This is a genomic window from Haloplanus sp. GCM10025708 (assembly GCF_042663985.1).
In the GTDB taxonomy this organism is placed as follows: domain Archaea; phylum Halobacteriota; class Halobacteria; order Halobacteriales; family Haloferacaceae; genus Salinirarus; species Salinirarus marinus.
The window spans coordinates 2,772,517-2,794,829 of sequence record NZ_JBHSZA010000011.1 but is presented as its reverse complement, the minus strand read 5'-3'; the positions used below and the strand labels follow the sequence as shown (position 1 = coordinate 2,794,829).

Genomic DNA, 22,313 nt, shown 5'->3' with positions numbered 1-22,313 from the left:
TCCCGGCCTCACGGGTCGCTGGACGGCTTCGTGGCCACCCGCGGGAGTTCGACGACGAAGACGCTCCCCCGTGGCTCGTTGTCCTCGACCCACACCTCGCCGCCGTAGCGCGTGATCAGCGTCCGAACGAGATAGAGGCCGAAGCCCCGCTCCGTGTGGGTCTTCGTCCGGAAGATCTCTTCTTTCCGGTCGTCGGCGACGCCGGGGCCGTCGTCCGCGACGTCGACTCTGACCGTGTCACCCCGCACGTCGACCGCGACGTCGACGTGGGGCGCGTCCGAATCGTTGTGTTCGACGGCGTTCGCCAGCAGATTGTGGACGATGTACGCGAGCGCGTCGTTCGCGCGGACGTACACCTCGGACGGAACGTCGGCGGTGACGTCGGCGTGTGGATAGGTTCGACGGATCGTCTCGATGCGTCGGTCGAGGACGCTCGAGAGATCGACGGCGTCGAGAGAACCATCGGCCGTAAACGTGCGGGCGGCGGGCTGCATCGTCCGAACGAGGTCCGCGAGGTCCTCGCTCCGGGCGAGGATCGCGTCGAGTCGGTCCGCCTCGGCGTCGGGCACGGCGTCGTCGAGTTGGGCCGCGTAGCCGTGGATGACGTTCGTTCCGTTCAGGAGTTCGTGGCGCAGGAGTCGATTCAGGAAAGCCAGCGCGTCCCTGGCCTGTCGTGCGTCGGCCGCTTCGTGGTCGGCACGCACCGTGTTCATCCCGATGAGATAGCCCGCCAGTCCGCCGGCGGCGCTACTCACCAGGAGGTCGAGGACGGCCTCGTCGACGACGCGGCCCTCGGCGAGGCGGATCGCGATGGTCAGCACGGAAACGAGGACGAGAAACGCGCTCCCGCCGAGCGACCAGCCGGCGACCCGCCAGAGCGCCACGGGGCGGAGATTGCTCTCCCGGAGGCGCAACCCGGCGGCGACCAGTCCGCCGGCCAACCCCACCGAGAGAGCCACGGCAACGACGGGTGGCCAGAGGGTGTCGAGAATCCGTATTTCGCGGGCGAAATTGTACAGCGCGACCCCGATGAGTGTACAGCCGACGCCCACGACGACCCAGGGGGCGACCCAGGGTGGTGCTGTTCTCACCGAGTGTAGACTCATAGTGGCCATCGGAGATGGCCCTGGAAAAAGGTGCTGAGTGACGACCGCCGCGAGACAGGCTTTTGCCTGCGGACCCCCGAGAGGGGACGATGGAGGTTCCCGCGGACGAAGACGACCCCTTCGAAGCGCAGCGAGAGCGGACGGCGAACCCGATGCGCCGCCTCTTCGCGGAGTACGGCCGCGACTACGCGCCGCAGTTCGCCGTCGGCGTCACCGCGAGCGTCGTCGCCCGCGTCCTCGATCTGCTTCCGCCGCTCCTGCTGGGCGTGGCCGTCGACGCCATCTTCCTCCGGAACAGCCCGTTCGATCTGCCGCTGGTGCCGCGGTCGTGGCTCCCGACCGATCCCACCGCCCAGTTCTGGTTCGTCGTCGGCATCGTTCTCTTTGCCTTCCTCGGCGGAGCCGTCTTCCACTGGGTCCGAAACTGGGGGTGGAATTCCTTCGCCCAGCATATCCAGCACGCCGTCCGCACCGACACCTACGATCGGATGCAACGGCTCAACATGGACTTTTTCGCCGACAAGCAGACCGGCGAGATGATGTCCGTCCTCTCGAACGACGTGAATCGCCTCGAACGGTTCCTCAACGAGGGGCTGAACGCCACCTTCCGCCTCGGCGTGATGGTCGTCGGCATCGCCGGCATCCTCCTCTGGATGAACTGGCAACTCGCGCTGGTCGCCCTGCTGCCCGTCCCGCTCATCGCCGTCTTCACGTACTACTTCGTCCGAGCGATTCAGCCAAAATACGCCGAGGTGCGCTCCGCGGTGGGGCAGGTCAACTCCCGCCTCGAGAACAACCTCGGCGGCATCCAGGTCATCAAGACGAGCAACGCCGAGGCGTACGAGAACGACCGCGTCGACGACGTCTCGCTCGACTACTTCGACGCCAACTGGGACGCCATCGAGACGCGCATCACCTTCTTCCCCGGCCTGCGCGTCCTCGCGGGCATCGGCTTCACCCTCACCTTCGTCGTCGGCGGCCTCTGGGTGTTTCACAGCGAAGGCCCCCTCTTTTTCACGGGCGACCTACAGCCCGGCAAGTTCGTCGCGTTCGTCCTCTACACCCAGCGATTCATCTGGCCCATGGCCCAGTTCGGACAGATAATCAACATGTACCAGCGGGCCTACGCCTCCAGTGCCCGCATCTTCGGCCTGATGGACGAACCCGGGCGCATCGACGAGCGCGAGGACGCGGAAGACCTGACGGTCACGGAGGGGGCGGTCGAATACGACGACGTGACCTTCGGCTACGACGACGATCCGGTGCTTTCGGACGTCTCGTTCGCCGTCGAGGGGGCGAGACGCTGGCGCTCGTCGGGCCCACGGGAGCCGGGAAGTCGACGGCGCTGAAACTCCTTCTCCGGATGTACGACGTCGACGAGGGGGCCGTCCGAATCGACGGTCAGGACGTCCGCGACGTGAGCATCGATAGCCTCCGGCAGGCCATCGGCTACGTCGGCCAGGAGACGTTCATGTTCTACGGGTCGGTCCGCGAGAACGTCGCCTACGGGACGTTCGACGCGAGCGACGAGGCGATACGCGAGGCCGCGAAGGCCGCCGAGGCCCACGAGTTCGTCACCAATCTCCCCGACGGCTACGACACCATGGTCGGCGAACGCGGCGTCAAACTCTCCGGCGGGCAGCGCCAGCGCCTCGCCCTCGCCCGCGCCGTCCTCAAAGACCCCGAGATACTCGTCCTCGACGAAGCCACCTCCGACGTCGACACCGAGACGGAGATGCTCATCCAGCGCAGTCTGGACCGCCTCACGGAGGACCGGACGACGTTCGCCATCGCCCACCGCCTCTCGACCATCAAGGACGCCGACCGGATCGTCGTCTTGGACGAGGGGCGCGTCGCCGAACGCGGCACGCACGAGGAGCTGCTCGCGAAAGACGGCCTCTACGCCAGCCTCTGGGGCGTGCAGGCGGGCGAAATCGACGACCTGCCCGCGGAGTTCGTCGAGCGGGCGAGTCGCCGACAGGCCCAGACCGACGCGGACGACGACTAAGTTTACACCGCGGGCGAACGCAGACGGCGTACGATGCATCTCTCGAACGCGACGTGGCCGGAACTCCGGGACGCCGAGACGAACCTCGCCGTCGTCCCGGTGGGAAGCACCGAACAGCACGGCCCGCACGCACCGCTCGGAACCGACGCCGTCAACGCGGAAGCCGTCGCGGAGGCGGGCGTCGAGCGAGCGGACCGGGACGTCGTCGTCGCGCCCACCGTCTCCGTCGGCGTCTCCGAGGAACACCGCCACTTCGCGGGCACCCTCTGGGTGTCGCCCGACACGTTCCGGGCGTACGTCCGCGAACTCGTGGAGAGCCTCGCCACCCACGGCTTCGACCGGATCGTCCTCGTCAACGGCCACGGCGGCAACGTCGACGCGCTCCGGGAAGTGTCCGCGGCCGTCTCCCGGTCGGGCGAGGCCTTCGTCGTCCCGTTCACGTGGTTCGACGCCGTCGGCGACCACCGAACCGACATGGGCCACGCCGGGCCGCTGGAGACGGCGCTGTTGCGGGCCGAGCGGCCCGAACTCGTGCGCGAGGGGAAGATCGACGAGGCGCGCGACGGCGCGAGCGACCGCTGGGGTGACTGGGTCGGGCGGGTGAACCTCGCGTACGACAGCGCGGAGTTCACCGAGAACGGCGTCGTCGGCGACCCGGACGAGGGCGACGCCGAACTGGGCGAGGAACTGCTCGACGGAGCGGCCGAGTCGCTCTCGGCGCTGCTGGCGGCCGTCGCCGACCGGGAGCGGACGGAACGACGGTAGTCACTCGTCCTCGTCGGCTTCGAGGTCCTGTAGCGTCCCGCGGAGTTCGGGGATCGCGTTCGTGAGGTCGCCCACGTTCTCTTCGGCCTCGCGTATCGACGCGACGACCGCTTCGAGCTCCTCGATGGCCTCGGACAGGTCGTCGGCGTCCTCGAACGCGTCGGCGCGCTCGCCCATCGTGTACCACTTTTTCGCCTGCCGGAGCTGCTCTTCGGCGTCGCCGACGTCGAGGGCCGACCGGAGGCCGTTCAACACGCCGAGGACGTTGTCGGCTTCCGTCTCCCAGACGGCCGCCGCCGACGGGAGTTCCGCCCGCGCCTGTTCGAGGTGGGACTCGACGTCCTCGCGCATCTCCGCCGCGGCTTCGCCGAAGAGGTCCTCGTCACTGAGCGTCGTCTGACTCATACCCGTACGTTCCCCGCCATGCGATTTAAACGCACGCCCGAAAGCGGAAGTGAAATCGGGGATAACGGCCGTTCAATCCTCGATTTCGACCAGTTTCATCAGCGGATAGCCGTCCTCCAGCTCCATGCGCGTGCGGACGACGACGCCCTCGTACGCGATCCGCATCTCCACGTCCATGAACCGCCCCGTGAGTTCGGTGTAGCCGCGGTCGATGGCGGCCTCGAGTTCGCCGTCGTCGATGTCGACGCTCACCGCCTCGCAGTACGGTTGGTTCTCGATGGCGTCGGCCATCGCGGCTTCCAGACTGCGCGCGCTCTCCGGACTGACGGGCGTGCCCGCGAACTGGTGGTAGAGCGACCCGAACTTGATGCCGGCTTCGAAACAGGCCTGCTGGACGTCGGTGACCATACGCGGGAGTGGGACGCGGGCGAGTAAGGCGTATCGGGTGCGGCGGGGGCGATTACGTCTCGACGCGGTCCCACAGCGACGGCAGGTCCTCGATGCGCTCCCAGCCGGCGGCCTCGTCGACGTCGGCGTCGACGACGGTGAGCGTCTCGAAGTAGTCGTCGAGGACTGCCTCCCGTTCCATCGCCAGCGGGGGCGTGCAGTAGTCCTCTTCGACCCAGACGGCCTCGCCGGTGTCGGGGTCGAATCGCGCGCGTTCCAGCGCGCGGGTCACGGCGTGACCGAACGGGTCCAGCCGTTCGACGTCGCCGCGCTCGAGTCGCTCCCGTAGCTCCGCCAGTCGGTCCCGTTTCGGCGTCGCACGGACGAATCGGTGGGCCATACCACCGATACGCGCCGGACGCGCATAAACGTCGCCGGCGTCCCGGCAGTTGACGGGAACCGGACAATACTTAGTCTCGGTGGCTACATTGACACCTGAATGGACGACCCGGTTCTGCTGACGGGCGCGGGCGGGCGCGTCGGACAGGCCATCCTCTCGGGACTCGCGACGGACCACGACTGGCGGCTCCTCGACCGGGAGCCGCTTCCCGCGGAGAGCGTCCCCGACGGCGTCGACCGGGAGGACGTGTACGTCGCCGACGTGACCGACGCGGAGGCGGTACGGGAAGCGATGGCCGACGTCGGTGTAGTCGTGCACCTCGCCGGCGACCCACGGCCGGAAGCGCCGTGGGACTCGGTCCTCCGGAACAACATCGACGGCACGCAGGTCGTACTGGACGCGGCCGTCGAGGCGGGCGTCGAGAAGTTCGTCTTCGCCTCCTCGAACCACGCCGTCGGGGCCTACGAGACGGACGAGCGAACGCCCGAGATGTACCGAGCGGACGACGACTACCGCCTCGACGGAACGGAACTGCCCCGGCCGAGCAACCTCTACGGCGTGAGCAAGGCGTCGGGCGAGGTCCTGGGGCGGTATTACCACGACGAACACGGACTGAGCGTCGTCTGTGTCCGCATCGGCAACCTCACGAAAGACCACCCGCCGCGGAACTACGAACGCGGACAGGCGATGTGGCTCTCGTGGCGCGATTGCGCCCACCTGTTCGACCGCTGCGTGCGCGCCGACTACGGCTATGAGATCGTCTACGGCATCTCCGACAACGAACGCAAGTACTACTCCATCGACCGCGCGAAGGAACTGCTCGGCTACGAGCCACGGGACGATTCCGCGGAGTATCACTTCGACGGGACGCCGAAGACGGAGTGACCTTCCCTCTTGCGGTTTTCTGATTTTTCAGGATTGTCACGCCACTGGTAAGTGACGGGGTAGTTCCACCCGAAACAGGGGACTCTCTCGAACCCCTGATTTTGAAGCCATACACGCTGTGTCGGTGATGGTTCGCCATCCGTCGGTTCGGGCGTAGTTCATTGGGAACCACTATCATTCTTGGGGTGAGCATATTGGAATTGGCGCGGACGACACCCCGCTGTGGCAAGCTCGCCACAGTCAACTGCCTCCGAGTTACTCTTTCTCGGAAGTAGACGACATACTCGCTGGTTCGTCGTCAATTTCATCCCATGATTTAGTAGTAAATTCGTCCCGATTGCTATCCGAGGTTGTTCGTCGGTCGGGGTGAGGTTTTCTGACGAGAAGGTAGATTACGACACCAAATATTCCGAAAATAATCGCCACTAAGAGCCAGAACAGCTGATTCATACCTCGCTTTCGCGCGTCTTTCGCGGTGAGGATCGCAACGACGAACCACAGGAGAGAAATCACCAACCAAAATTCTGGGCTGAGCATGAAGAACGCTATTTTGACCTGACATTTGGGTGTTTCCCCGTTTGGAATACCAGTACTACCGCGAGAGGGGTATCCCGAGACACAATCAAAAGTCTATTTGTTGTTGAGTTATATACCTACATAGTGAGGACCGTCCGAACAGGGGAAGGACGGTGGAACGATACGCAATCGCTCCGTTCAATAGAAGGTGTATCCCACGGAAGATACACACTTAGTCTATCTTGCCGTGATGTTGGATTACCTATCGTAGATAGTAGATTCACCTCACAGTCCCGCGCCGCACAGCTTCTCGTGGTGGGGTGATGTTGGATTCCCCGTCTGTGCCTTGACGGTCAGTTGCTTCACAATCTCTCACGTTTGGTCTATGAGCAATAATCTGAACCTTCGCGCTTATCCAAGTGGTTTTGGTCCTCCAACTGCTTCAGTCTCGTAGGAACCGTCTATGACCGTTCTCACGAAAGGGATTAGAGAGTCAAAAAATAGGACTGATAACAACACGTTCGCCCAATACCCTTTTTCACCCCATTTAAAATCAACATTCGACGGTTTCGAGGCGGTTAGCCGTCAGAAATCGACTGTTCTGATTTGGCGAATCCCGAAATTATGATGGGGGGATAAGGAGCATTGAGAGGAACGTAATTGCGGCAAAATACCTTTAAATAGGCCCCTGAAAATCACGGAACAGGCGATTTTACTTCTCTCGCGGCTTGAGAGAGTGAAATTAACCGTTCGGAAGACCGTGTTTTGTTCGCCAGATAGGGAGCATTGAGAGAAGGACGACGACGGAGATGGACGGTGAAGTCAATCACTGTCCCTGCCTTGGGACAATCAATCCTACTTCACCCTTTATAAGCCATTGTGAAACCACGAAAACGTCGATTCTGGACGGCTTCGAGGACTGATAAGCCCGATCTACTGATTGAGTATGGCGGATTTTTCGCGCCCTACACGTATAGTGAGAGGTACTGTAATTGCGTCAGATTACCTTTAAATAGGCTCGGGAGATTCACGGAACTGCCGATACGAACCGTCTCGAACCGTAAGACTGTCAAATTACCTGTTCAGAAAGCCCGATTTTAGTTGGGTAGTCTTTAGTATTGAGGGGAAGTGGGGAACGGGCCGTTTAGTGCGGGGGTCGCAGATTCAAGCCCCCAGAACTTGCCCATACCCCTTTTCGGGAGCCACCCCCTTTCTACTCCCATCGGGGATGCCGACTCACCGCGTTCGAGTCGGCGTTTCCGAGTCGGTACGTGATGTCCGACTCGGGGTTTCGGAGTCGATGCGCGGTTTCAGTACGGGGGACGCGGCTTTGCCCCCAATCTATCTCTCTATCGGAGTCTGTTCGGCGCTACGCAACGAACAGCCTGCGTGCGTTTGCTACGCAAACGCAAAAGTCAGTAGCAATTGTATAGCGTTCGGGGTGAAACTCCCCCACCTTTCATACCAGCACCATGCCTGCATCAGAAAACCACTGCACCATTACTGTTCGTAACGAAGACAAACAGCTTCTCGACGACGCCAGTGTCGCCCTGTTTGGGACAGAAGACGTTCCCTATCGGGTGACGATTGAACGGCTAATCGAGGAAAACGACGCGTTCATCTCGAAGAACTGATAAAAAAAGAGCGGGTGACGGTGTAGGGACCGTTACCCCGAAGGAACTACGATTATGGGCAAGTTCGCAAACAGTAGCGACGGCGACGGAGTATCGTTCACCGACGGTAGACTATTCTACTGTCGGGTTAATAAACCTTTCGGATATTTGCTATTTCAGCGGAGGTGGTCGGAGGGATAGTCGATGGCGTCTATCCCCCGCCACTTCCACGGCGACGTATTATCCCCATCGCCCTATCACGAACGGGAGCCAAGTGATCCCCCCGTCCGTTTCATTCAAAGGGAGGAGTGGGAGGAGTGGACCGAACACGAACGGGACGGCGAGACTATATGTGCGACTGGGGAAAAAGACAAACAACCCCGAAGTCCCTCCGACCACAGAGTCCCACCCAGTCGATACGACGAAGGACTGGTCGCACCCCCGACGGTGGATTGCTCCCGACTCCCCGACCCTCTCGTCACCTGCGGGTGCGAGGAGTGGTCGATTGACCATCACGACCCCGAGGGTAAAGGCGAACATACCGTCGACGTATGCGACCATCCGCGCCCCATCATGCGAGGAACAGCGAGGAACGTCTACACCCGTCTCGTCACGGCAAATGACCCCGACCTTGGCGTCGGCGTCGGGGAGAATGACAGTGATGACGGCGGGGACGACGACGGCGACGACGGGCCGTACAGAACGTCAAAACTACGGCAAGCTCGGCAACGGTACGCAAAGTTGCGAGACGCCGATGCCTACTTCAAAATCGACATGACGGGGGTAACGACGGTCATGATCAGCTTGAGACAGTCCCCCGTCGACCCCGAGACGGGGAGGGTGGTTACGCCATATCAACAGGGGGAAGACCTGTTTCAGAACATGACCGCCGTCATGGATTCAATCCGATACGCCCTCTCCCAGAAACGGGGGTTCGACGTGGAATGGGCGCGGATTATCTCGGCCACGAGACAGTGGGCCACCCCCACTGTCACCTGTACCTCTGGGTCGACGATCCCCACGACGTAGTTGATTCCGAATGGTTTCGCCCTGCCGTCGCAAAGTTCGTAGAGAGAACCCCACGGGCCTCCTGGGAGTCACACGACGTTGAGAGAGGGACAGTGACCGTCGAACACGACCCGCCTCGGGCGACGGATACCTACGGAGAGGTAGGCGTAGTCAATTCACTCCGAGATATTCCCCCGACGGCAGGGTGTGTCTATCTTGGGTCGCAGTTACCGCACTTCGCCCTTGCAGGCGATACGGAACCGTGGCACATCGACCGCGCCGTCGGGGCCTGGGTTTCGTCGCGGAACTGGTTCGCAACGTCACGGGGCTTTCCCTCCGACGATGAAGTATTGAAACTCAAACAATCAGAAGACGACAACAATTAATTACAACACAATGTACGCGGAAGAAATTAAACGAATCCGAATCGGTAGCAAAGCGAAGACGAAACTCGATAACACGAATCTCGGTAAAGGGGATGCGAAACGCGTCGACACGCCGCTTATCCTCCTCATCCACCACTACGGTGAGATGGCAGGAGAGGAATGGGAGCGAAATGAAGTCCAAGAGCGGTTAGATGAATCGGGACGCCCCCAACGAGTCCGTTGCTCGAAAGCGACGTGGAGTCGGGCGGCGGATGCGGCAAATCATATCGGAATGAGCGGGGCGAATCGGGAGGATGCTCTGACTTTCCTGGCCCTCGAATACGCAACCGATCTTCGGGAACTGTACGAAGACGCCGAACCCGAAGCCGAACTGAAGGATGCGAAAAAACTGCGAGAAGCATGGCGGGAGTGGCGAGCTTACAATAAGCATTTAGACGAGAATCCCCCGCCGAAGTATCTGAAGGAGAGTGCAATAAAAGAAGAACCCGACTACACCGATGTTTCACTCTCCGTTGAGGTGGCGAATGAGTGAGACGATCACAGAAGTTGAAATCCGCGACACTAATCCGCACAGTTTCACCTTCGATGCGGATTCTCCCCCGCCTAACCGCCTTCAATTCTGTAACGATTTGGACGCGGAAGTGTCCATTTCGATTTCGGCCACCCGCGTCGAAGATGCGACCTTCGAGGACGCTCACGAAATCGCCACAGCGACCCTTCCGAGTGGCGAAAACGAGTATCTCGAAATCGAACCGTGGCCGAGGACCAAACTCCACGTCACCCCCACGACTGAACCGACCCAGAATCAATTTCGCGCTTACCTAATCGACAATGACCGGCTGGAATGAAACTTCGCTCGCGGAGTACGTGTCTGATTTGACCGTCGACCAAATTGCACAACTGCATGACGGCGTTGAGGAGCTTGTCCGATTCGCAGAGGACGCGGGCTTCGATACCGACACCGCCGACGACGAGATGCCGAAATATAAGCACGGTGAGACTTATTCGCTATCGGCAGATGGTGAGTCCTCCTCACAGTCCGAAGACGACGAAACGGAGTACGAATCGGGTGAGACATACGATCTACCCTCGAAATAATGCCCCGAGAACGAGTCGAACGCGTCGGCAAACCGTATACGAATTGGCAGGAAGAATACGGGGATTTAGAGCCGTATCGGAACCATCCCCTCTACCTCGAAGACGAGAAATCGCTGAGTCAACTCCGCCGCGATCCGAGAATCGGGCTTCCGAGCAAAGAGGAAGCCGACCACTACGGTCGCTGTGGCGCGGAGCTTGAGAGTGGTTGGTTCTGTGGCAAACCTCCCCGTGCGGCAGATACGGAGGACGGCGGCGACAAGTGTTGGGAGCATTCAGACAGATCATGAGCGACGACAGTCCAATTCCCGAGGAGTTGGGGCGGCCATTCCCCGAAATGCCCGAACGGTTCTACGAGCAAGACCGCTTCACCATCAGTGACGACGGGAGAGTCTGGGATGATGGGGACGGCGGACGGCAGGTATGGCCTCCCGAAGAAACCGACGACGAAGTAACGGTCGAAGATCAGCGAAGTTGAACGAGTTTATCGAATCTAAATTATGCCTACGGAAGAACTAAACCTTATAGCGTCTGTTGAGGATGAATTTTCGGCAGTTCTCACCGAACTTGAACTGCAACTGTATCGAATCGGCTCCTTGGAGGAAGCCGTCTTCGACATCGAAGTTGGTGTCGACGGCGTCTCTGAAACGTTAGCGGAGCTTCAGGCGGTCGCCGCGACGATGGATACCATCGACAGTGGCGTCGACGTTGACGTGGATACTGATTCCGACGTTTCGGGAACGGTGAGTAGCGCGGCCTCCACTGCTTCGTCTACTGCATCGTCTGCGGGTGAGGCCATGACCAGCGGCGGACAACCCATCCGACTCCCTATCTATCACGACCCAGGGATTCGAGTCCGTGAACGTGATTCTCTCACCGACCAGTTCCTCGATTTACAGTTCGTCATGGGTGACTTCTTCAAGATTCTCGCGGCGTTAATTCCCATGATGGGGACCTTCATCGGTGCGCTCCCCGCCGCCATTGCGGGCCTCGGTGCATTGGCGGGAGCGGCCCTTGCCGCCGCAGGTGGCCTTGCGGCCATCGGGGGACTGGGCCTGTTAGGAATGGCGATGACAGGCGACGGATTATCCGTGAGACGCTTACAACAGCGGATAACCCGCCTCGGAAATACGTTTGTACAGGCATTCCGCCCGATAGCCGAATCCTTCGTCCCCGTCGTCGAAGAAGCCTTCCGTGACCTGAATTTCCTCGTCCGTGATTTGGGTCGCAATGCAGGCGTTCTTCGGTCGTTGACCGACGATTTCACTGCATTGACCCACTTCCTCTCACGGAACACCGCTCCCGTACTGGCGGATGTCGTCGCCTTCGGTGAGATGGCCGTGCCACTGTTCACGATGTTGGGAGAGAGATTCCCCGACGTGAACATGATTGCACTCCTTGGTAGCGTTTTGGCCGATACGTTGCCGCTCCTCGCCGCAATCGTCACCGACCTTGGACGATTCCTTCCGATCATCTACGAGTTATCCCTTGGATTCCTCGCCGCGACTCGGGGGATTATGATGATGTTCGGTGGGTTGGGGCAAATCCTGAACGTTCTCCCATACGGCCTCGAAGTTATGGGCGCTCTCGCTGGCGTCCTCCTAACCCTTCTCTCCGTATCGGCAATGTACACTGTCGTCAACAACTCGCTTCAGGGTGGACTGTTGAGTCTGTTCGGGGCAGTTCAGATGAACGCGGCGGCATTCCAACGAATGACTGCCGCCGAGTTGATGGCTACCCTCCAGTCGTATGCGTTGAGTGCGGCCTTGATGACGCTCTATTCGGTTCTCACCCTCGGTATCGCGGCGGGGATTGGATGGCTTACCTCCCAGTTCGTCTCCCTCGAAGGAGGAATCCGTTCGGCCACCGACGCCCTCCGCGAATTTAACGGAGTGAGTGCGAACACTGGTGGCTTCGGTTCGATGAGCGGATTCAGTGGTGGTGGCGGTGTTGCTGGAGGCAACGTCGTCTACAAGAACTACAACATCAACGCCAACTCCCGCGAAGATGCCACTCGAATTACCGAGACGCTGAGTTACATGGAAGGAACGCGCCGTGACAGTGAATTTGCTTCGGGGATATAATGTCTACATCTGAACCAACTGCTACTGAACTTGCGACGTTGGGGGAAGTCCGTCCAACTATCCGAGATCCAGATCAGGATGAAGTCGTACAACCACCCGTAGTGACTCGCGTCGGCGGAACACTTCCGCTCAATACCGATGTTGCCCATGGCACTGGGGGTCGCACCTACGTCTCGCAGACGGGAGATATGGGTGTAACCTTCACGATGGAAGGGTACCTGTTCCGCCCAGAACTGAAGGAGCTGACTGAGTTGGTTCGCTCCACAGAGAAAGTTCAAATTATAACGGACGGTTATACAGGAATGGCAGTATTTGACCAGTTCAAATGGGATAGAAACGACCAGGAACAGCGAGGCAACTACACATTTCAGGGAACCCCCGTAACGGAGCCGCTATACACGTTTCAATTAATGCAACGCGAGGATACGAACCAGTCGCTCGGCCAATCTCTCCTCGATTCATGAGCGTATCAGACAACACTTCCGCGTTCTCTGCCGAGGGGAGTGGTGGCGACTCGGAGAATATTCCCGACTTCGACCCCCGAATCCAGCACCAGATCGAATCCTCATCGGCAAATCCCGAACCCGCATTCCCTCACTCGGGGTAAACCTCGAACTCCGTAAGACGAAAAACCCCTCAATAAAGGGGTATGCGACGGTGAAAACTCGGTGGCAGGTTGACGGTCACGAGTACGGAAAACTCGTCGACGTTACCTCCCGTGCGGGTCTAATCCCCGTTGAAATCGCCCTTCGCTCCCCGTTGAACAAGGATGGTGACTTCACGCCCGTCTTTCGGGGATGGGTTGGCGGAATCGGCGGCGGAGAGGATTCGGTACAGTTCACCGTCAACGACGTAGCCGACGTGCTTGAAGAAATCCCCGCGAGTCGTCGGTTCACCAATCCGTCCCCAGAAATTCCTCTGGAGTACATAGCGTCCGAATTAGAGGACGCGGGAGTGTTCCCAGAGGTAAACGTCGTCGGCGTCGAATCAGCCGCAGAAAATCAGTCATATACCAGTCTGAATGCGGCCAGCGACGTACAGAGTATCGATCCCGAGATGGGTTCTCTTGGTCGCCGCGAATTTACTCGGAATCGGTCGACCCTTCTCGACGTGTTACGGTGGATTCGTAACCGAGGCGGACCCTATCGGTACTGGCTTCGCCCAAGCGAGGACTTCGAGACGCTGGAAATCGTCGTCGCGCACATCAACTCCCTGCCCGAGATTGGGAGTGAATATGACGCGACGGGAGACGGCGACGTGGCACTCCTCAAGAACAGAGCCTTATACCAAACCCAGTTGCGAAACTCTGTCGTCGCCGTCGGAGCGGCCAAAAAGTCCCGTTCGGCCCAACCCTTAGACAGTCAATGGACTGCCGAATCCGCTCCTTCACGTTACGTCCGCGTTCGGGCAGTGTACGACGACTTGGTACAACGGGCAGGCGGCGAGTATGCGAGTCGGCAAATACAGGTCGATTCGGCTTCCGAGCGAGAGGTTAAAGCGGCGGCAAGGAGCTATCTTGCAGACCTATTGAGCGATTCGGATGGCGGCGGATGGATGTATAGCGTTCTCGCCCCACAACTTGGTCCCTACGACCGAATCCGCGCATTGCCCGCCGACCAAGCTGTCATCGACGTAGACGCCGAACCGCTTACGTGGTCGATCAATTCAGTGGTCCACCGCACCGACCCCGAGTACGAAATTCCGAACACGAAATTAGACGTGAATTTCCACGTCGATGAGTCCGAAATCAAGATTAGCGATGTAGTCTGGGAGGATGCATGACCCGAAATCCCCACGGCCACGCCCAAAGTGTCGGTCGGTTCAACCGTGAAATGGCCTTCGCGGAGCGCGGAACCGTCGTCTCTGTGAAGGCTCACCAACAGGGCGACGACGTGCGTCACCACGTCCAGGTCCGCGCCGATTCGACGGGACAGGATTCGGCGGCAATTGTGACGACTCAGATGGTCGGAGACGCCCATATCCCGTCAGTTGGTGATAGGGTCCTCATGATTCGGCGTCGAGACGGTGTTCCCGTCGTCATCGGAGTGTTGTACAGTGAATCGGATTCACCCCCGAGTACGACCCAGGTGAGCGAGTCATTGGCGTCCCCGACAGTGACGCGGAGGTACGATTGAAGCCGAACGGTAACGCCATCGTACAGGCCCACGGTCACTCGCTGGAAATCGAATCAGACGGCATCCACGTCGACGGCGGGGACCGTGGCGCGGTCGTCGATGTTTCGGCGGCATCGACGAACAGTAACGGCGGGATCACTGCACTCGACATTTCTCGTTCTAATTCCCTGTTCGTCCCATAGCCCTCGAACACGGACGCACCCCCGCTATCTCGGTCCCGCGATAACGGATTCGACTTCCGTGTACTAACACCCCGTACCGTCGCTATTTTCCGTCTCATCCTCCTGCCCCGACTTACTCGGAGTCGGTGGGACTGTCGGTAATTCTCCCTTACAGTTGCATTCGGTTATTCGGCGGGTAGAGGCTGTCTCTCGGGTGGCGCGGAAATTGGATTCTCCGTCACGAACTGTGTGACGGTCAACCACCTCCGCGTCCGATGTTACAAGAGCATCGAAACGACAGCATAGACGGTCGTAACGACCCCACCACCCAATAGAAAGCCAGTAATCGCTCGCAAGGTGTTCGTACTTTCTCGGTCGCCAAACATTTGTGTGGTTCCGTCAACTCCTCCTGGAACCAGTAGCAGACCACTAACCGCAATCAAAACGAGCGGGGAGACGGGTCGCCACATCGGAAATGAGATCATCGTCAGCAACCCACCGAGATACATCGTCGTGCATCGAGCGCACAGTCCGAAATGACGCCCTCGGTAGCAAAACGAGCGGTCGGGTCGAGAGTGACAAAAGGGATACGAGCGGAAGATTTGGGATACTCGAAACAACCTGTCGAGAACGTTGCTCATCTATTCTGAATCCAGTTCAGCACCGCAATCGTGACAATAATTGTTTGCTTTCGGATTTTTCCATCCACAGTTTGAGCATATCTGCTTGGATTTGGATGAAGGCTTCCCCTGCTGTTGTTGCTGATTACCTGTCTCAGCATCCCGTAGGGCACGCCTTGTAGCTACTCCCCACTGGGTAATCGTAAACAATCCTACGCCGCTCACCATCACTCCGAACATAGCCGCTGCTTCGGGTGATGTTGGCATGATTAATGCGCCGAACGCAGTTCCAAAGACCAGAAGCCCGACAACAGCACCACCTCTAATCCTCGGATTGCCTCGTAGATAGAGCGGGCCTGGGTCATTTGTACTCTCAGCTTCTTTTCTGATTTTCTCTAAGTGGTATTCTTTCAGCTCACTGGCTTTCCGTTGATCAACATCATCAAGGGTCAGTTCGGTTTCCTCACTCATCGGCATTTCCTCCGCCCGAGGAGAACGAGAATCCACAGTCCCCACAGTAATCCGCGTCTGTAGGGTTTTCCATCCCACATTCGGGACAAACGCGTTTCGGATCGTCGTTATCGGCGGTCACGATCTGCTGTTGCTGTTGTTGTTGCTGGCAACAACATCCGAGAAATCCCAATAGAAGTAGGGAAATGGGTGAACCAACCAACCAGACGTATTCGGCAACGACCATATGGCAGTATGGTAATTCTTTCTTTAAATAAAATTATGGGTGATTGACTATTCCTAATCAACAGTCTGAAATCCGCCCCGTATTTGCGCGGAGGTTAATCGCCTGTCATGTATCGCGTGACGGCGAATCCAACTTCCGCGCCCCTTTGAAGCCGCGAAACCTCTGGTATCTCGCCAAAAAATTTCTGACCCGATCTGCCCCCTCGGAAATTTCTCCCTCACAGATTTTCGACGGGGTGGGGATACCGTCGAGTCTATTTCCCTTCTTTGGCGGGAGAGGGAATCCCTCCACCCACTGACATAGTCGTCCAACCTTGAGCTAATCTTCACGGGGGCGGGTTCAGGGGGTACAGGGTGTCTATTCGGTTAGACATTATTTCATATCTTTGAAAATTAAAGAATGAAGTAATACCGTCCCCTACGTGAGAGTGCAATGTCTGAAAATGACATCACCGACCTGCTCGAAAGGGTCGGACTCGGCGCAGAACAGCTCGAACCGATGCCTGACGACTACTGGGGGCCGTTCGAGGAAGGCCAGAAGATCGAAACGTCGTCTCTCGGCCAACTGAAAATCAGTCAAATCACCCCCGACGGGCGTGCGCTCCTCACTGACGGCGAGAAACGGTACTTGTTCCCCCGCGACTGGCTTGAGGGCCAGAAGTCCCGTATCCGCGCCCACAAAGTTCTCGAATCGTAAGCAACTCTCTTTTTTCTCGGTCTTAACCAACGTGTAGCGTTCCTGTGTTTGTTGTTGGTTAAGTCCCGTAGCTGATTGACTCAATTGTCTATCCCCCCACCGTGACTGCGGTGTGTGGCGACGTGCGGGGCGACGGCGTCACGATACCCGTGTGTTGCGGTGAGGGTATCGGGGCGACGAGACACGCCGTCGACCACCGTCTCTTTCCCTCCCAGTCGATCTACTATTGAGGTATCCCCGAGAGATTGGCGCGACTATATGGTGGCTAAGAGAAAAGACTGATTCAGTCAATCACCCCAGTTGAATCCAGCCAAGATTGTACTAATACGTGAAAGTCAATCCGTCCTCGAAGGTCAATCCCCGTGGGTCCACAGAGTGAAGTAAGAGATAATATCTCGGTGTATGGTACTACACCGATAGAAAGACGATTTGGCTAATCGCACGACGTAACGGTGATTCAATCCCACCTATCACAATCCCGAAACTAATTTCACTGCCTATTTCGCCCCCTTTCTATCCATGTTTTGATAGAAAATGACCAAATAGAAGGCGCGAAGGTGTATCTGACTGTCCCGCTATGGACGAGAGGATAGGCCCGCAGTGATTGAGAAAGTGGTGTAAGGCCCCCTTGCACACACTCGAACCGAAACTAAGTGGTATCCACCGTGTGTATCTCGAATACCGTAGAATCCCTCACAAGACAATCTCACAGTGATTAGCGCGGAAGTGGGAACAACTGTCCCAACTGTGGACGAGTGGACGGCCTTCCAAATGGCCATGATGAATCTGGATCGCCTTGACGAGAATGGCGTCAACGACGCCGTTGCTACCAGTCGAGGGGGATGGATTCTTCAATTATAATTACTGTTACGCATACAGTATGCACCCCGTCATTACTGTGGCAAAGGCGGATTCGTAGGCAAGAAGGGGTTAGTCTCTTGTCCCCTGGTTTGACCAATTTCGGTTAGCAATCCGAAGATCGAATACCAGTGAATCCCCGTTACGTCAATCTCACAGCGAGATAGCGCGGACGTGTATCCGACTGTCCCGACTGTGGACGGGGGACAACTTCCGAGAAAAGCGTTCAAGAAATCGTGATGAATACAGAGAAATCCACATGATTTCCATTCAATATGACAGTGAGAAGGCCTAAGGAACGGGATTTTACAGAAAGATTGAAAACTCACATTTAGTGCAAAGGTTAATGGGGTACATTGTACTACACCTATATGGGTAGAGTGGGGTTCCGACCGAGACGGTCGGTAACCACCACCTGTTACAACACTCTGAGTAGCCGCAAGGCCGTCAATATCGTCTCAAGGACCAACTTGAGGGTCTGCAATCCCCTCAGAGTGGAAGCGTTCTGACTTTCTTCCTCCTGTTCGTTGCGGGAGGAGTTGGAGTTGGTCATGGATGGGTCTATCCATGTAGCCCTTGCCGAGAATCCCTGGGTAGAGTGGGGTTCCGACGTGGACTACGTTGAGGTGATATGTACGGGTGGTTAAAAATACCCCCGTTCCATGATACGATATGTGATATGAATAAAATTTGATAGGGATGTAATCCGAATTAGACGTTCTTGATGAATTGGCGACGTTGCTCCGCTTTCTCGTCCTCGGTTCGACGGTCGTAAAATTCTTCGAGGACGTCTTGACTGACGTTCATCCTATCAGAGACGACCTTTTCTGGAACGTCTTGGCGTAGATGGTGGGTGATTGCTCCGCGACGGACGGGATGACCCGACACAGTCGACGGGCACAGACTGGCGGCGTTCGTCCGTTCTGCGGCCTCGCACTCGTCGGGGTTCTTGTTGTGTGGGCACCCCTGTCCTGTAGCACAGGGGCGAGTAGCGGCGTAGACGTTCCGTCGAATAGTGTTCTTCGTCGCCCGCCCTTGTTTCGTCGTAAAGAGGGGTTCACGCCCATTCTCGTCGGTCACTTCCTGGCGACACTCCGAGATGTAATCGTCGAGAACGTCCGAAACGTCTCCCGACAGTGCAATATAGCGATTCCCGTTCTCGCCGTTCTTGAGCGGGGTATCCGTCTCGGGACGGTGGCGGATTCTTAGACGGTCCCGTTCGGCGTCGTAATCGCTCACGTCGAGACTGTGAACCGTCCCCGTCCGTATTCCCGTGTGCCACAGAAGCGCCATCAATGCGTGCGTCCGACTCGCGTAGTAGTATTTGCGGAGATGAGACAGTATCGCCGTCGCGTCGTCGGCGTCTAACGTCTCGGAGCGGGCGTTACGGTTTCGGTCGGGAAGGACAATTCGTTCCGCAGTGTTCGGGGCGACGGCGTCAATGCTCTCACAGAATGCGACGAACTGCCGAACAGTCGAGAGATAGATACTGAGCGTCGATTGAGACAGCCGTTCTGCTATCTCAAGCCGATATTCGTGAACTGTTCTGGCAGATACGCCGTTCATGTTGTCGATACCTTCGCGGTCACAGAAGTCGACAAATGACCCGACGTGTTTCTCATGTAGCTCCAGTGAGCGGGCGGCCAGTTCGTCCCGCCGCGACTTGAGATACAGTGATTTCGCTTTGGCTGGTTCGAGCGGTTCGAGTCTCGGTCCCCGTTCGGTCGGGGCGTCAGTGGTTCGGGTGTTCATGGTTCTCCGAACCGACGGGGTGACGTCCACCCACGAACCCGCGAAATCGTCGACGGCGGCGGGCGAGTCGCGTAGCGAGTTGCACGGCAAGCGAGGGCTTCGCCGTCGCGTAATCTTCCGACAACGAACGCAAGTACTACTCCATCGACCGCGCGAAGGAACTGCTCGGCTACGAGCCACAGGACGATTCCGCGGAGTATCACTTCGACGGGACGCCGAAGACGGAGTGAGACGTCGTCGGGACGTCACACCGCCGGCACTTCGACGGTGACGACGTTCCCGTCGTCGCTCGTCTCCACCGACACCGTCCCCCGCGAGTGCGTCACGGACCAGTAGACCAGCCACAGGCCGAGTCCGCTACCGTGATACAGGGGGTCGACGGGGCCAAGTCCGGTCAGCACGTCGACGTCCGCATCCGGGATGGGTGGACCCTCGTCGGCGACCCGCAAGACGGCGATGTCGTCCCGGTGATCGAGACCGATCTCGACGGTGGGCGACTCGCAGTCGCAGTGGACGATTGCGTTCTCGACGAGTTCCGAGATCGCCCGCCAGAAATGGTCGCCGACGGCCGCGGGTGCCCGGTCGGGGAGGTTCAGCCGGATCGTCGCCTCGGGGTGGTCCTCGCGGGCGTCGGTGGCGACGTCGAGCACCGTATCGACGAGGTCGAGCGTCCGGAGGTGAGACGAATCGAGGATGACGTCGACGATCTCGCGCTCCTTGTCCACCGTCTCCAGCAGTCGCCGGGACTTGTCGATGATGGCGTCGGCGTCTTCGGCGAGCGTCCCGGACGTGCGGTTGCGTATCAACTCGGCCCGGCCGAGTATCACCGTCATGTCGTTGTGTAGGTTGTGACGGAGGACCCTGTCGAGGACCTGCAGTTGCTGTTCGCGCGCTCGCCGGTTCGTGATGTTCCGGCCGACGGCGGCGACGACCATCTCCCCGTCCGGATCTTCGAGGCTGTCGAACAGGAGTTCGTACGGGATGTCGGCCCCGCTCCGGGTTCGGAGAGCGAGTTCGCGCTTCGCGCTCCCCGTGTCGAGCGCGTCCTGAAACGTCTCGAGGACGGAAGTGTGGGCGTCCCGGGGGAAGAAGTCCACGACCGTCATCGAGTCGAGTTGGTCTTCGTCGTAGCCCGTGACTTCGGGGAGGCTCCGGTTCCAGCGCTTGAGCGTCCCGTCCGCCGAGAGCACGAAGATACAGTCGTCGACGGCGTCGAGGAGGTCGGTCGTGAACTTCCGATAGCGTTCGAGTTCCGCCTCGTGGGACTTGCGCTCGCTGATGTCGCGGACGCTCGCCAGCACGCGGTCGTCGCCGTCGACGTCGATGACCGTCAGGTGGACTTCGACGGGGAGTTCGTCGCCCGACCTGGCCCGGATTTCCCACTCGAACAGTTGCGGTTCGCGATCGCGGGTCTGCCGAATTCGGTGGAGTGCGCGCTCGTGGTCGTACGGCCCCTCGTCCGGGGTGACGAGGCCGACCGTCCGCCCGAGCAACTCCTCGCGGGCGTAGCCGGTGAGGTCCTCGAACCTGCTGTTGACGTCGAGGATCTCGCCCGTATCGGGGTCGTGGACGACCAGCCCGTCGGCCACGTTCTCGAAAATCTCCCGATAGTCGGCCGACTCCATACGGATGGGCCACGAACTCGAACGCCTTAGGTTCGCGGGATAGCCCCGTCACTCGAACAGGCCCGCGACGTCGTCTTCGCGCTGGACGCGCCGCTCGACGTGTGCGCGCAGACGGCGGTAGACGAGTCCCCGCCGGTCGGCGTCCGCGACGAAGTCCATCACCCCCGCGACGAACTGCGTCCCCGTGCCCGCGAGTTCCTCGCGGGCGTAGCCGACGGCGCGTTCGAGGACCGCCGCGTCGTAGTCGTCGCTCTCCTCGGCGAGGACGACGGCCGCGACCGCCGCCGCCTCGAAATCGAGGCCGTCGAGCGTGACGGTACAGCCGTCGACGGTGAGCGCCGGCGGCGGGCCTCGCTCGGCGAGTTCGGGGTCCGATCCGAGCGCCCCGAGATACGTCCGAACCGTGGCCACGTCGACGCCGCGGTACGTCGCCGGCAGTTCGGCGAGATAGCTCCGCGCGCTCGTCGCGAGGCCGGTCGCCCCGCTCCAGTTCCGGGTGCGGGCGTGATAAATCGCCGCCGTGAACTGGATGAGGCCGTGGAGCAGGCGCTCGTCGGTGCTCCCGGATTCGAGATCCAGCCACACGTCCTCCCAGGCGTCGTGGGCGGCGTGATACCGGCCGGCGTTGTAGACGGCGACGCCGGCGCGGAGGGAGGCGTCCATAGGCGTGGGTTGGGGCCGAGCACACAAAACCAATTCGAGAGACAGTACGGTCGCTCGCCGTCCGACCCCGTGAGAATGACGTCCTGACGGAGGTCGCGCGAGCACCGCAAGCGTGACCACGTCAGGGCGCGAACGAAGTGAGCGTCCTGACGGAGATTTGAACTCGCCGAGACGGACGGCCTCGCTACGCTCGGCCGTTGCGACTCGTCTGCTCAAATCTCCGGAGAGTCAACACACTCGACGGAGGCGAGCGACACAGAGGTCGATCGCCGTCCGACCTCGTGAGAATGACGTCCTGACGGAGGTCGCGCGAGCACCGCGAGCGTGACCACGTCAGGGCGCGAACGAAGTGAGCGTCCTGACGGAGATTTGAACTCGGGAGCAGCTTCACTGCTCCCTGCTCAAATCTCCGGTACCGCATAACCGCAACGGCCGCGAGAGCCACGGA

21 protein-coding genes and 2 pseudogenes are annotated in these 22,313 nt (G+C 59.4%); 13 read left to right on the top strand and 10 right to left on the bottom strand.

Annotated elements, in window-relative coordinates; genetic code table 11:
* Positions 1-8: 8 nt before the first annotated feature.
* A complete protein-coding gene (locus tag ACFQJD_RS18710) occupies positions 9-1,106 on the bottom strand; it encodes a sensor histidine kinase (RefSeq protein WP_379800270.1) in 1,098 nt (365 codons plus the stop codon).
* A gap of 89 nt (positions 1,107-1,195) precedes the next feature.
* On the opposite strand from ACFQJD_RS18710, the pseudogene ACFQJD_RS18705 reads away from it, so the two are divergent.
* A pseudogene (locus ACFQJD_RS18705) lies at positions 1,196-3,114 on the top strand (ABC transporter ATP-binding protein).
* Positions 3,115-3,147: 33 nt separating this feature from the next.
* Positions 3,148-3,879, top strand: a complete 732-nt coding sequence (locus ACFQJD_RS18700; RefSeq protein WP_379800268.1) for a creatininase family protein — start codon at positions 3,148-3,150, stop codon at positions 3,877-3,879.
* On the opposite strand, the gene ACFQJD_RS18695 is transcribed toward ACFQJD_RS18700, so the two are convergent.
* The 3 genes from ACFQJD_RS18695 to ACFQJD_RS18685 form a co-directional block, all read right to left on the bottom strand.
* The gene (locus tag ACFQJD_RS18695) at positions 3,880-4,284 is read right to left on the bottom strand and encodes a DUF5790 family protein (protein ID WP_379800266.1); all 405 of its coding nucleotides are present in this window, start codon (positions 4,282-4,284) and stop codon (positions 3,880-3,882) included.
* A gap of 72 nt (positions 4,285-4,356) precedes the next feature.
* Entirely contained in the window at positions 4,357-4,692 is a 336-nt protein-coding gene (locus ACFQJD_RS18690) for a dihydroneopterin aldolase family protein (protein WP_379800264.1), read from the bottom strand.
* Positions 4,693-4,744: 52 nt separating this feature from the next.
* Positions 4,745-5,071 (bottom strand): hypothetical protein, encoded by a 327-nt coding sequence (locus ACFQJD_RS18685; protein WP_379800262.1) that lies wholly within the window; start codon positions 5,069-5,071, stop codon positions 4,745-4,747.
* Between the two features lie 99 nt (positions 5,072-5,170).
* Between ACFQJD_RS18685 and azf the strand changes: the two genes are divergently transcribed.
* The 9 genes from azf (at position 5,171) to ACFQJD_RS18640 (ending at position 14,440) form a co-directional block, all read left to right on the top strand.
* Entirely contained in the window at positions 5,171-5,956 is a 786-nt protein-coding gene (gene azf / locus ACFQJD_RS18680) for an NAD-dependent glucose-6-phosphate dehydrogenase Azf (RefSeq protein WP_379800260.1), read from the top strand.
* 2,702 nt (positions 5,957-8,658) lie between these two features.
* A complete protein-coding gene (locus tag ACFQJD_RS18675; protein WP_379800258.1) occupies positions 8,659-9,114 on the top strand; it encodes a hypothetical protein in 456 nt (151 codons plus the stop codon).
* Between the two features lie 375 nt (positions 9,115-9,489).
* The gene (locus ACFQJD_RS18670; protein ID WP_379800256.1) at positions 9,490-10,011 is read left to right on the top strand and encodes a hypothetical protein; all 522 of its coding nucleotides are present in this window, start codon (positions 9,490-9,492) and stop codon (positions 10,009-10,011) included.
* Positions 10,004-10,327, top strand: coding sequence for a hypothetical protein (locus ACFQJD_RS18665; protein WP_379800254.1), 324 nt, complete (start codon positions 10,004-10,006; stop codon positions 10,325-10,327). Before ACFQJD_RS18670 ends, ACFQJD_RS18665 begins: the two co-directional genes overlap by 8 nt.
* On the top strand, positions 10,311-10,577 hold the full coding sequence (locus ACFQJD_RS18660; RefSeq protein ID WP_379800252.1) for a hypothetical protein: 267 nt from the start codon (positions 10,311-10,313) through the stop codon (positions 10,575-10,577). The genes ACFQJD_RS18665 and ACFQJD_RS18660 overlap by 17 nt, the downstream gene beginning before the upstream one ends.
* Positions 10,578-10,860: 283 nt before the next feature.
* Positions 10,861-11,052 (top strand): hypothetical protein, encoded by a 192-nt coding sequence (locus ACFQJD_RS18655; protein WP_379800250.1) that lies wholly within the window; start codon positions 10,861-10,863, stop codon positions 11,050-11,052.
* Positions 11,053-11,074: 22 nt separating this feature from the next.
* Positions 11,075-12,658 carry a hypothetical protein gene (locus ACFQJD_RS18650; protein ID WP_379800248.1) on the top strand — a complete coding sequence of 528 codons (1,584 nt, stop codon included), beginning with the start codon at positions 11,075-11,077 and terminating at the stop codon, positions 12,656-12,658.
* 101 nt (positions 12,659-12,759) lie between these two features.
* Positions 12,760-13,122, top strand: coding sequence for a hypothetical protein (locus tag ACFQJD_RS18645; RefSeq protein ID WP_379800246.1), 363 nt, complete (start codon positions 12,760-12,762; stop codon positions 13,120-13,122).
* Between the two features lie 193 nt (positions 13,123-13,315).
* Positions 13,316-14,440: a hypothetical protein gene (locus ACFQJD_RS18640; protein ID WP_379800244.1), complete on the top strand. Its 1,125-nt coding sequence runs from the start codon at positions 13,316-13,318 to the stop codon at positions 14,438-14,440.
* A gap of 792 nt (positions 14,441-15,232) precedes the next feature.
* Here the strand turns inward: ACFQJD_RS18640 and ACFQJD_RS18635 are convergent.
* Genes ACFQJD_RS18635 through ACFQJD_RS18625 form a run of 3 tightly spaced genes read right to left on the bottom strand, consistent with a single transcriptional unit; the run spans position 15,233 to position 16,271 of the window.
* A complete protein-coding gene (locus ACFQJD_RS18635; protein ID WP_379800243.1) occupies positions 15,233-15,595 on the bottom strand; it encodes a DUF2085 domain-containing protein in 363 nt (120 codons plus the stop codon).
* Positions 15,596-16,045 (bottom strand): zinc-ribbon domain-containing protein, encoded by a 450-nt coding sequence (locus ACFQJD_RS18630; RefSeq protein WP_379800241.1) that lies wholly within the window; start codon positions 16,043-16,045, stop codon positions 15,596-15,598.
* Positions 16,038-16,271 carry a zinc-ribbon domain-containing protein gene (locus ACFQJD_RS18625; protein ID WP_379800239.1) on the bottom strand — a complete coding sequence of 78 codons (234 nt, stop codon included), beginning with the start codon at positions 16,269-16,271 and terminating at the stop codon, positions 16,038-16,040. Before ACFQJD_RS18625 ends, ACFQJD_RS18630 begins: the two co-directional genes overlap by 8 nt.
* A 432-nt stretch (positions 16,272-16,703) precedes the next feature.
* On the opposite strand from ACFQJD_RS18625, the gene ACFQJD_RS18620 reads away from it, so the two are divergent.
* Positions 16,704-16,967, top strand: coding sequence for a hypothetical protein (locus ACFQJD_RS18620; protein WP_379800237.1), 264 nt, complete (start codon positions 16,704-16,706; stop codon positions 16,965-16,967).
* 1,569 nt (positions 16,968-18,536) lie between these two features.
* Here ACFQJD_RS18620 and ACFQJD_RS18615 read toward each other — a convergent pair.
* Positions 18,537-19,577, bottom strand: a complete 1,041-nt coding sequence (locus ACFQJD_RS18615) for a tyrosine-type recombinase/integrase (protein WP_379800234.1) — start codon at positions 19,575-19,577, stop codon at positions 18,537-18,539.
* A gap of 116 nt (positions 19,578-19,693) precedes the next feature.
* Between ACFQJD_RS18615 and ACFQJD_RS18610 the strand changes: the two are divergent.
* Positions 19,694-19,807, top strand: a pseudogene (locus ACFQJD_RS18610) (NAD(P)-dependent oxidoreductase); the annotation flags it as partial.
* Between the two features lie 15 nt (positions 19,808-19,822).
* Here ACFQJD_RS18610 and ACFQJD_RS18605 read toward each other — a convergent pair.
* Positions 19,823-21,202 carry a PAS domain S-box protein gene (locus tag ACFQJD_RS18605; protein ID WP_379800232.1) on the bottom strand — a complete coding sequence of 460 codons (1,380 nt, stop codon included), beginning with the start codon at positions 21,200-21,202 and terminating at the stop codon, positions 19,823-19,825.
* A gap of 48 nt (positions 21,203-21,250) precedes the next feature.
* Entirely contained in the window at positions 21,251-21,865 is a 615-nt protein-coding gene (locus ACFQJD_RS18600) for a DUF309 domain-containing protein (RefSeq protein WP_379800230.1), read from the bottom strand.
* Between the last annotated feature and the right edge of the window lie 448 nt (positions 21,866-22,313).

Coding starts and splice junctions, on each gene's coding strand:
- ACFQJD_RS18710 (WP_379800270.1), bottom strand. CDS start 1,106: ATGAGTCTACACTCGGTGAGAACAGCACCACCCTGGGTCGCCCCCTGG.
- ACFQJD_RS18700 (WP_379800268.1), top strand. CDS start 3,148: ATGCATCTCTCGAACGCGACGTGGCCGGAACTCCGGGACGCCGAGACG.
- ACFQJD_RS18695 (WP_379800266.1), bottom strand. CDS start 4,284: ATGAGTCAGACGACGCTCAGTGACGAGGACCTCTTCGGCGAAGCCGCG.
- ACFQJD_RS18690 (WP_379800264.1), bottom strand. CDS start 4,692: ATGGTCACCGACGTCCAGCAGGCCTGTTTCGAAGCCGGCATCAAGTTC.
- ACFQJD_RS18685 (WP_379800262.1), bottom strand. CDS start 5,071: ATGGCCCACCGATTCGTCCGTGCGACGCCGAAACGGGACCGACTGGCG.
- azf (WP_379800260.1), top strand. CDS start 5,171: ATGGACGACCCGGTTCTGCTGACGGGCGCGGGCGGGCGCGTCGGACAG.
- ACFQJD_RS18675 (WP_379800258.1), top strand. CDS start 8,659: ATGCGAGGAACAGCGAGGAACGTCTACACCCGTCTCGTCACGGCAAAT.
- ACFQJD_RS18670 (WP_379800256.1), top strand. CDS start 9,490: ATGTACGCGGAAGAAATTAAACGAATCCGAATCGGTAGCAAAGCGAAG.
- ACFQJD_RS18665 (WP_379800254.1), top strand. CDS start 10,004: ATGAGTGAGACGATCACAGAAGTTGAAATCCGCGACACTAATCCGCAC.
- ACFQJD_RS18660 (WP_379800252.1), top strand. CDS start 10,311: ATGACCGGCTGGAATGAAACTTCGCTCGCGGAGTACGTGTCTGATTTG.
- ACFQJD_RS18655 (WP_379800250.1), top strand. CDS start 10,861: ATGAGCGACGACAGTCCAATTCCCGAGGAGTTGGGGCGGCCATTCCCC.
- ACFQJD_RS18650 (WP_379800248.1), top strand. CDS start 11,075: ATGCCTACGGAAGAACTAAACCTTATAGCGTCTGTTGAGGATGAATTT.
- ACFQJD_RS18635 (WP_379800243.1), bottom strand. CDS start 15,595: ATGAGCAACGTTCTCGACAGGTTGTTTCGAGTATCCCAAATCTTCCGC.
- ACFQJD_RS18630 (WP_379800241.1), bottom strand. CDS start 16,045: ATGAGTGAGGAAACCGAACTGACCCTTGATGATGTTGATCAACGGAAA.
- ACFQJD_RS18625 (WP_379800239.1), bottom strand. CDS start 16,271: ATGGTCGTTGCCGAATACGTCTGGTTGGTTGGTTCACCCATTTCCCTA.
- ACFQJD_RS18620 (WP_379800237.1), top strand. CDS start 16,704: ATGTCTGAAAATGACATCACCGACCTGCTCGAAAGGGTCGGACTCGGC.
- ACFQJD_RS18615 (WP_379800234.1), bottom strand. CDS start 19,577: ATGAACACCCGAACCACTGACGCCCCGACCGAACGGGGACCGAGACTC.
- ACFQJD_RS18605 (WP_379800232.1), bottom strand. CDS start 21,202: ATGGAGTCGGCCGACTATCGGGAGATTTTCGAGAACGTGGCCGACGGG.
- ACFQJD_RS18600 (WP_379800230.1), bottom strand. CDS start 21,865: ATGGACGCCTCCCTCCGCGCCGGCGTCGCCGTCTACAACGCCGGCCGG.